General features: G+C 72.4%; 6 protein-coding genes. All 6 read left to right on the forward strand.

Annotated elements, in window-relative coordinates; translation table 11 throughout:
* A partial coding sequence (gene recN / locus AC2VNT_RS16210; protein WP_486947827.1) for a DNA repair protein RecN occupies positions 1-1,652 on the forward strand: 1,652 nt, incomplete at its 5' end.
* A gap of 85 nt (positions 1,653-1,737) precedes the next feature.
* Entirely contained in the window at positions 1,738-2,919 is a 1,182-nt protein-coding gene (steA, locus tag AC2VNT_RS16215) for a putative cytokinetic ring protein SteA (protein WP_486947828.1), read from the forward strand.
* A gap of 16 nt (positions 2,920-2,935) precedes the next feature.
* Entirely contained in the window at positions 2,936-3,868 is a 933-nt protein-coding gene (locus tag AC2VNT_RS16220) for a copper transporter (RefSeq protein WP_486947829.1), read from the forward strand.
* Between the two features lie 137 nt (positions 3,869-4,005).
* On the forward strand, positions 4,006-5,796 hold the full coding sequence (gene pyrG, locus AC2VNT_RS16225; protein WP_486947832.1) for a CTP synthase: 1,791 nt from the start codon (positions 4,006-4,008) through the stop codon (positions 5,794-5,796).
* Positions 5,789-6,415, forward strand: a complete 627-nt coding sequence (locus tag AC2VNT_RS16230; protein WP_486947830.1) for an NUDIX domain-containing protein — start codon at positions 5,789-5,791, stop codon at positions 6,413-6,415. Before pyrG ends, AC2VNT_RS16230 begins: the two co-directional genes overlap by 8 nt.
* On the forward strand, positions 6,412-7,153 hold a 742-nt coding region (locus AC2VNT_RS16235), incomplete at its 3' end, for a tyrosine-type recombinase/integrase (protein WP_486947831.1). The genes AC2VNT_RS16230 and AC2VNT_RS16235, both read left to right, overlap by 4 nt.

The following is a 7,153-nucleotide window of genomic DNA, read 5'->3' on the forward strand; positions in this document are numbered from 1 at the left end:
CCGGGCTGCACCTGCTCGGCGGCGCCCGCGCCGACGCGACCCGGGTGCGCTCGGGAGCCGAGCGGGCGATGGTCGAGGGCCGGTTCAGCACCGCTGACCTTCCAGAATCGGCCGCCGGCCGGGTCCAGCAGATCCTGGACTCCTCCGGCGCGGAGCGCGACGAGGACGGCAGTGTGATCGCGCTGCGCTCGGTCAGCCGCGAGCTGCCGTCGCGGGCCTACCTCGGCGGCCGCAGCGTGCCCGCAAAATCGTTGAGCGAGTTCACCGCCGGGCTGCTCACCCTGCACGGCCAGAACGACCAGCTCCGGCTGATGCGCCCGGACGAGCAGCGCGGCGCGCTGGACCGGTTCGCCGGCGTCGCCGCGGAGCTGGAGCGCTATCGCACGGCGCGGGAGCACTGGCTGGCGGCGCGGCGCGACCTGGCCGACCGGCGGGCCCGGGCCCGGGAGCTGGCCCAGGAGGCCGACCGGCTCACCTTCGCGCTGCGGGAGATCGACGCGGTCGATCCGCAACCCGGCGAGGACGAGGCGCTGACCACGCAGATCCGGCAGCTCTCCGAACTCGACGCGCTGCGGGCCGCGGCCGCGGCGGCGCGGGCAGCGCTGGCCGGCGTCGACACCGACGACGCGGCGGCCGAGCCGACCTCGGCCGCCGACCGGCTGGTCCAGGCCAGGTCCGCGCTGGACGGCACCGACGACCGTGCGCTGCACGCGCTGGCCGGGCAGCTCGGCGAGGCGCTCACCGTGGTGGCCGATGCGGCGACCGAACTCGGCAGCTACCTGGCCGAGCTGCCCGGCGACGCCGGTGCGCTGGACGGCAAACTGGCGCGGCAGGCCGAGCTGCGCACGCTGACCCGCAAGTACGCGTCCGACGTCGCCGGGGTGCTGGACTGGGCGGGCCACTCCCGGAGCCGGCTGGCCGAGCTCGACGTGTCGGAGGAGGCGCTGGCCGGGCTGGCCGACCGCGTCGAGGAGCTGACCGCCGAGGTCACCCGCGCCGCGACCGAGCTCAGCGATGCGCGGTCCAAGGCGGCCCGGGGGCTGGCCGAGGCGGTCAGCGCCGAGCTGGCCGGGTTGGCCATGGGCGCTGCCGAGTTCACCGTCGAGGTGGCCGGCCTGACCGTCAGCGCCGACGACCCGGCGGCGCTGACGCTGCCGTCGGGGATGGTTGTGCGGGTCGGCTCCGACGGCGTCGACGAGGTCGAGTTCGGCTTCGCCGCGCACCGCGGCATGACGGTGCTGCCGCTGGCCAAGAGCGCCTCCGGCGGCGAACTGTCCCGGGTGATGCTGGCGCTGGAGGTGGTGCTGGCGACCGCGGCGGGCCAGGCGGCGGGCACCACGATGGTCTTCGACGAGGTCGACGCCGGGGTCGGCGGCCGGGCGGCGGTGCAGGTGGGGCGTCGGCTGGCGCGGCTGGCCCGCACCCACCAGGTGATCGTGGTGACGCATCTGCCGCAGGTGGCGGCGTACGCCGACGCGCATCTGGCGGTGGACAGCGCCGGACCCGACGGCGCCAGCGGGGTGCACCGTCTCGACGGCGACGAGCGGGTCGCCGAGCTGGCCCGGATGCTGGCCGGGCTGGGGGAGTCCGACACCGCCCGGGCGCACGCGCGCGAGCTGCTGGCGACCGCCGCCGACGACCGAACGCTGTGACTAGAGTGACAGAACAAAATTATTGAGGCTGTTGTTACGGCGTGCCTCCCGGCTGCGGCCGGGTTTTCGGGCCAGAATCGCCCGCATGAGGATGTCTGCCCTGTTATCGCGTAACACTGTCCGGCCGGGCCTGGTCGGCACCGCCCGGGTCGACCGGGACATCGACCGGCTGCTGCGCCGGGTCTGCCCCGGCGACATCGTCGTTCTCGACATCCTCGACCTGGACCGGATCACCGCCGACGCGCTGGTGGAAGCGGATATCGCCGGCGTGGTCAACGCGTCGGCATCCATCTCCGGCCGCTACCCCAACCTCGGTCCGGAGGTGCTGGTCGCCAACGGCGTCACGCTGATCGACGAGGCCGGGCCGACACTGTTCAAGAAGGTGAAGGACGGCGCCAGGGTCCGCCTGCACAACGGCGGCGTCTACTCCGGGGACCGGCGGCTGGTGCTGGGCGTCGAGCGCAGCGACACCGAGATCTCCGACCTGATGCACGAGGCCAAGAGCGGCCTGGTCACCCACCTGGAGGCGTTCGCGGGCAACACCATCGAGTTCATCCGCAGCGAGAGCCCGCTGCTGATCGACGGGATCGGGATCCCGGAGATCGATGTCGACCTGCGGCGGCGGCACGTGGTCCTGGTCGGCGACGAACAACACGCCGCCGACGACCTGAAGTGCCTCAAGCCGTTCATCAAGGAGTACCAACCGGTGCTGATCGGCGTCGGCGCCGGTGCGGACGTGCTGCGCAGGGCGGGTTACCGCCCCCAGTTGATCGTCGGCGATCCCGATCGGATCGGCACCGACGTGCTCCGGTCCGGCGCCCAGGTGGTGCTGCCGGCCGACGCCGACGGCCACGCGCCGGGGCTGGAGCGCATCCAGGACCTCGGCGTGGGCGCGATGACCTTCCCGGCGGCCGGATCGGCGATGGACCTGGCGCTGCTGCTGGCCGACCACCACGGCGCCGTCCTGCTGGTCACCGCCGGGACCACCGCCAGCATCGAGACGTTCTTCGACCGGACCCGGCAGCAGAGCACCCCGTCGATGTTTCTCACCCGGCTCAAGGTCGGCGAGAAACTGGTCGACGCCCGCGCGATCGGCACGCTGTACCGCAACCGCGTCTCCGCCGGCGCGATCGCGCTGCTGGTGCTCACCATGCTTGCCGCCACCGTCGTCGCGCTGTGGGTCTCGCGCACCGACACCGCGGTGCTGCACTGGATCACCGAGTACTGGAACCGGTTCGCCCTGCACGTGCGGGGCTTGGGCAGCTAGCTAGGCGGGCCGGGCGATGATCACCCTGCGCCACCACGCGATCTCGTTGGCCGCGGTGTTCCTGGCGCTCACGGTCGGTGTCGTGCTGGGCTCGGGTGCATTCCACCGGGTGCCGTCGGGGCCGAACGCGCAGCAGGGCCTGCAGCACCAGGTCGACAGCCTGAACGCAGAGGAACAGGCGCTCGACGAGCGCGTGCGCGGCGCGGATGCGTTCACCGCCCGGATGGCGCCACGTATCGTCCACGACGAGTTGGCGGGCAAGTCGGTCGTCGTGTTCCGGACGCCGGACGCGCGGGACGCCGACGTCTCGGCGGTGGCCCACCTGGTCGGGACGGCCGGCGGGCGGGTCACCGGGACGCTGGCGCTGACCCAGCAGTTCGTCGACGGCGATTCCGGGGCGAAGCTGATCGCGGTGATCGAGTCCTCCGTGGTCCCGGCCGGCGCGCAGCTCAACGCCAAACTCACCGACCCGAGCGCCCAGGCCGGCGACCTGCTCGGGATCGCGCTACTGGTCAACCGCGACTCGGCGATCACCCCGGCCGAGGATGTGCCACGCGACACCGTGCTCGCCGCGCTGCGCAACACCGGGTTTCTGGCCTATCCCGACCAGCGCATCGGCGCGGCTGACGCGGCGCTGGTGATCACCGGCAGCGGGCTGGATGGCGACGCCGGCAACCAGGGACTCGGCGTGGCCCGGTTCGCGGCCGCACTGGCGCCGCACGGCTCGGCGGTGGTGCTGGCCGGCCGCGAGGGGTGCGCGTCCGGCACCGGCGCGGTGGCGGCGGCCCGAGCCGATGGCGGGACAGCGGCCGTGATCAGCACGGTCGACAACGTCGACACCGCCGCCGGCCGGATCACGGTGATCATGGCCGCCGGTGACCTGGTGCACGGCGGGCGCCCCGGCCAGTACGGCACCGGCGCGGGCGCCGACTCGGTCACCGTCGTGTAGCCGACCGCCGGCGGACGTCCCCGGGCGCGTCGGCGGGTGTGCCGGGGTGTCGGTGTTAGGGTGAGATTCCGTGGGTCGGCAGGGGTAATCCTGCTCCCGTCTTGCCCGGCCGTCACGGAGGTTTGGTATTGCCCGTCTTGCGTAAGCATCCGCTGACCGCCACCAAGCACCTCTTCGTCACCGGCGGCGTCGCCTCCTCGCTGGGCAAGGGGCTCACCGCGAGCAGCCTGGGGCAGTTGTTGATCGCCCGTGGCCTGCGGGTGACGATGCAGAAGCTGGACCCGTACCTCAACGTCGACCCGGGGACGATGAACCCGTTCCAGCACGGTGAGGTCTTCGTCACCGAAGACGGCGCCGAGACCGACCTGGACGTCGGGCACTACGAGCGGTTCCTGGACCGGAACCTGTCCGGCTCGGCCAATGTCACCACTGGTCAGGTGTATTCGACGGTGATCGCCAAGGAGCGGCGCGGCGACTACCTCGGTGCCACCGTGCAGGTGATCCCGCACATCACCGACGAGATCAAGAAGCGCATCCTGGACATGGCCGAGCCGGACGCCGACGGCCGACGCCCGGACGTCGTCATCACCGAGATCGGCGGCACCGTCGGCGATATCGAGTCGCAACCGTTCCTGGAGGCCGCCCGGCAGATCCGGCACGACGTCGGCCGGGAGAACGTGTTCTTCCTGCACGTGTCGCTGGTGCCCTACCTGGCGCCGTCCGGCGAGCTGAAGACCAAACCGACGCAGCACTCGGTGGCGGCGTTGCGCAGCATCGGCATCGCCCCCGACGCGCTGATCCTGCGGTGTGACCGCGAGGTTCCCGAATCGCTGAAGAACAAGATCGCGCTGATGTGCGACGTGGACATCGACGGGCTGATCTCCACCCCGGATGCGCCGTCGATCTACGACATCCCGAAGGTTCTGCACCGCGAGGAGCTGGACGCGTTCGTGGTGCGCCGGTTGAACCTGCCGTTCAAGGACGTCGACTGGACCGAATGGGACGACCTGCTGCGCCGGGTGCACGACCCGCACGAAACGGTGCGCATCGCCCTGGTGGGGAAGTACATCGACCTCTCCGACGCCTACCTGTCGGTCGCCGAGGCGCTGCGGGCCGGCGGGTTCAAGCATCGGGCGAAAGTCGAGATCCGCTGGGTGCCGTCCGACGACTGCGAGACGCCGGCCGGCGCGGCCGCCGAGCTCGGCGACGTCGACGGGGTGCTGATCCCCGGCGGCTTCGGCATCCGCGGCATCGAGGGCAAGCTCGGTGCCATCGGCTACGCGCGTCGGCGCGGGCTGCCGGTGCTGGGACTGTGCCTGGGGTTGCAGTGCATCGTGATCGACGCCGCCCGATCGACCGGCCTGACCGACGCCAACTCGGCGGAGTTCGACCCGGACACCCCGCATCCGGTGATCGCGACCATGGCCGGCCAGCAGGCCGCCGTCGCCGGCGACGCCGACCTCGGCGGGACCATGCGGCTGGGCGCCTACCCCGCCGTGTTGGAGCCGGATTCGCTTGTCGCCCAGGCGTATCAGGCTACCGAGGTGTCCGAACGGCACCGGCACCGCTACGAGGTCAACAACGCTTATCGGGACCGGATCGCCGAGAGTGGCCTGCGATTCTCCGGCACGTCGCCGGACGGCACGCTGGTCGAGTTCGTCGAGTACCCGCCGGACGTGTATCCGTTCATCGTCGGCACCCAGGCCCATCCGGAGTTGAAGAGCCGACCCACCCGACCGCATCCGCTGTTCGCCGCGTTCGTCGGGGCGGCGATTGATTACAAAGCGGCCGAACGACTTCCGGTTGAGATCCCGGAGCATGAGGACGAGCACGGGCAGATCAACGGCGACCGGCCGCACGGCGGCGCCGCCCGGGTGCCGGCCGAGCCGCTGCACGAAGCCGTCCCGGAACGCCTAGCCCGTGGCTGAGCACCTGTTCGAGACGATCTCCTCGCAGGTTCTGCACCGCGGCAAGATCTTCGCGCTGCGCACCGATCGGGTGCGGATGCCCGGCGGCACCGTGGTGACCCGCGAAGTGGTGGAGCACTACGGGGCGGTGGCCGTCCTGGCCATGGACGAGGGCGGCAATGTCCCGCTGATCTACCAGTACCGCCATCCGCTGGGCCGCCGGCTCTGGGAGCTGCCGGCCGGGCTGCTCGACGTCGGCGGCGAGTCGCCGCAGCTGGCGGCCGCCCGCGAGCTGCGGGAAGAGGCCGGGCTCAGTGCCGGGGCGTGGCAGGTGCTGGTGGACCTGGACTCCACGCCGGGCTTCAGCGACGAATCGGTGCGGGTCTACCTGGCGACCGGGCTGACCCGGGTGGACCGGCCGGCCGGGCACGACGACGAAGAGGCCGACCTGACGCTGCGCTGGTTCCCGATCGCCGAGGCGGTCGCGATGGTGTTCGCCGGCGAGATCGTCAACGCGATCGCGGTCGCCGGGATCCTGGCCGGGCACGCCCTGACCCGGGGATCCGCTCAGGCCCGCCCGGTGGACGCGGCCTGGACCGACCGGCCGACCGCATTCGCCGCCCGACAGGACGAACGATGACCACGGTGGCGACGGCGACCGGACCGGACAGCCCGCTGCAGGCCCAGCTGCAGGGCTACCTCGACCATCTGACGATCGAGCGCGGGGTGGCGGCCAACACGTTGAGCTGCTACCGGCGCGACCTGCTGCGCTACCGGGAGCACCTGGCCAGCCGCGGCGTCGACGACATCGCGCAGGCCGGCGAGGCCGACGTCAGCGAGTTCCTGGTGGCGCTGCAGCGCGGCGACCCAGCCAACGCGGTGCCGGCGCTGTCGGCGGTCTCCGCCGCCCGGGCGCTGATCGCGGTGCGCGGCCTGCACCGGTTCGCCGCCGCCGAGGGGCTGACCGCGCTGGACGTGGCCCGCGACGTCAAGCCGCCGACGCCGGGCCGTCGGCTGCCCAAGAGCCTGACCGTCGACGAGGTGCTCGCCCTGCTCACCGCCGCCGGCGGCGACAGCCCGTCGGACGGGCCGCTGACCCTGCGCAGTCGCGCGCTGCTGGAGCTGTTGTACTCCACCGGATCTCGGATATCGGAGGCCGTCGGGCTGGACGTCGACGATGTCGACACGCAGGCCCGTTCGGTGCTGCTGCGCGGCAAGGGCGGAAAGCAGCGGCTGGTTCCGGTGGGCCGGCCCGCGGTGGCGGCGCTGGACGCCTACCTGGTCCGGGGGCGGCCGGAGCTGGCCCGGCACGGCCGAGGCACGCCGGCGATCTTCCTCAAGTCCCGCGGCGGGCGGTTGTCGCGGCAGAGCGCCTGGC

Source organism: Mycobacterium sp. TH-M15 (assembly GCF_057473705.1).

Excerpts from the sequence above, each read along its gene's own strand:
- AC2VNT_RS16220 (WP_486947829.1), top strand. The coding sequence starts at position 2,936 with ATGATCACCCTGCGCCACCACGCGATCTCGTTGGCCGCGGTGTTCCTG.
- steA (WP_486947828.1), top strand. The coding sequence starts at position 1,738 with ATGAGGATGTCTGCCCTGTTATCGCGTAACACTGTCCGGCCGGGCCTG.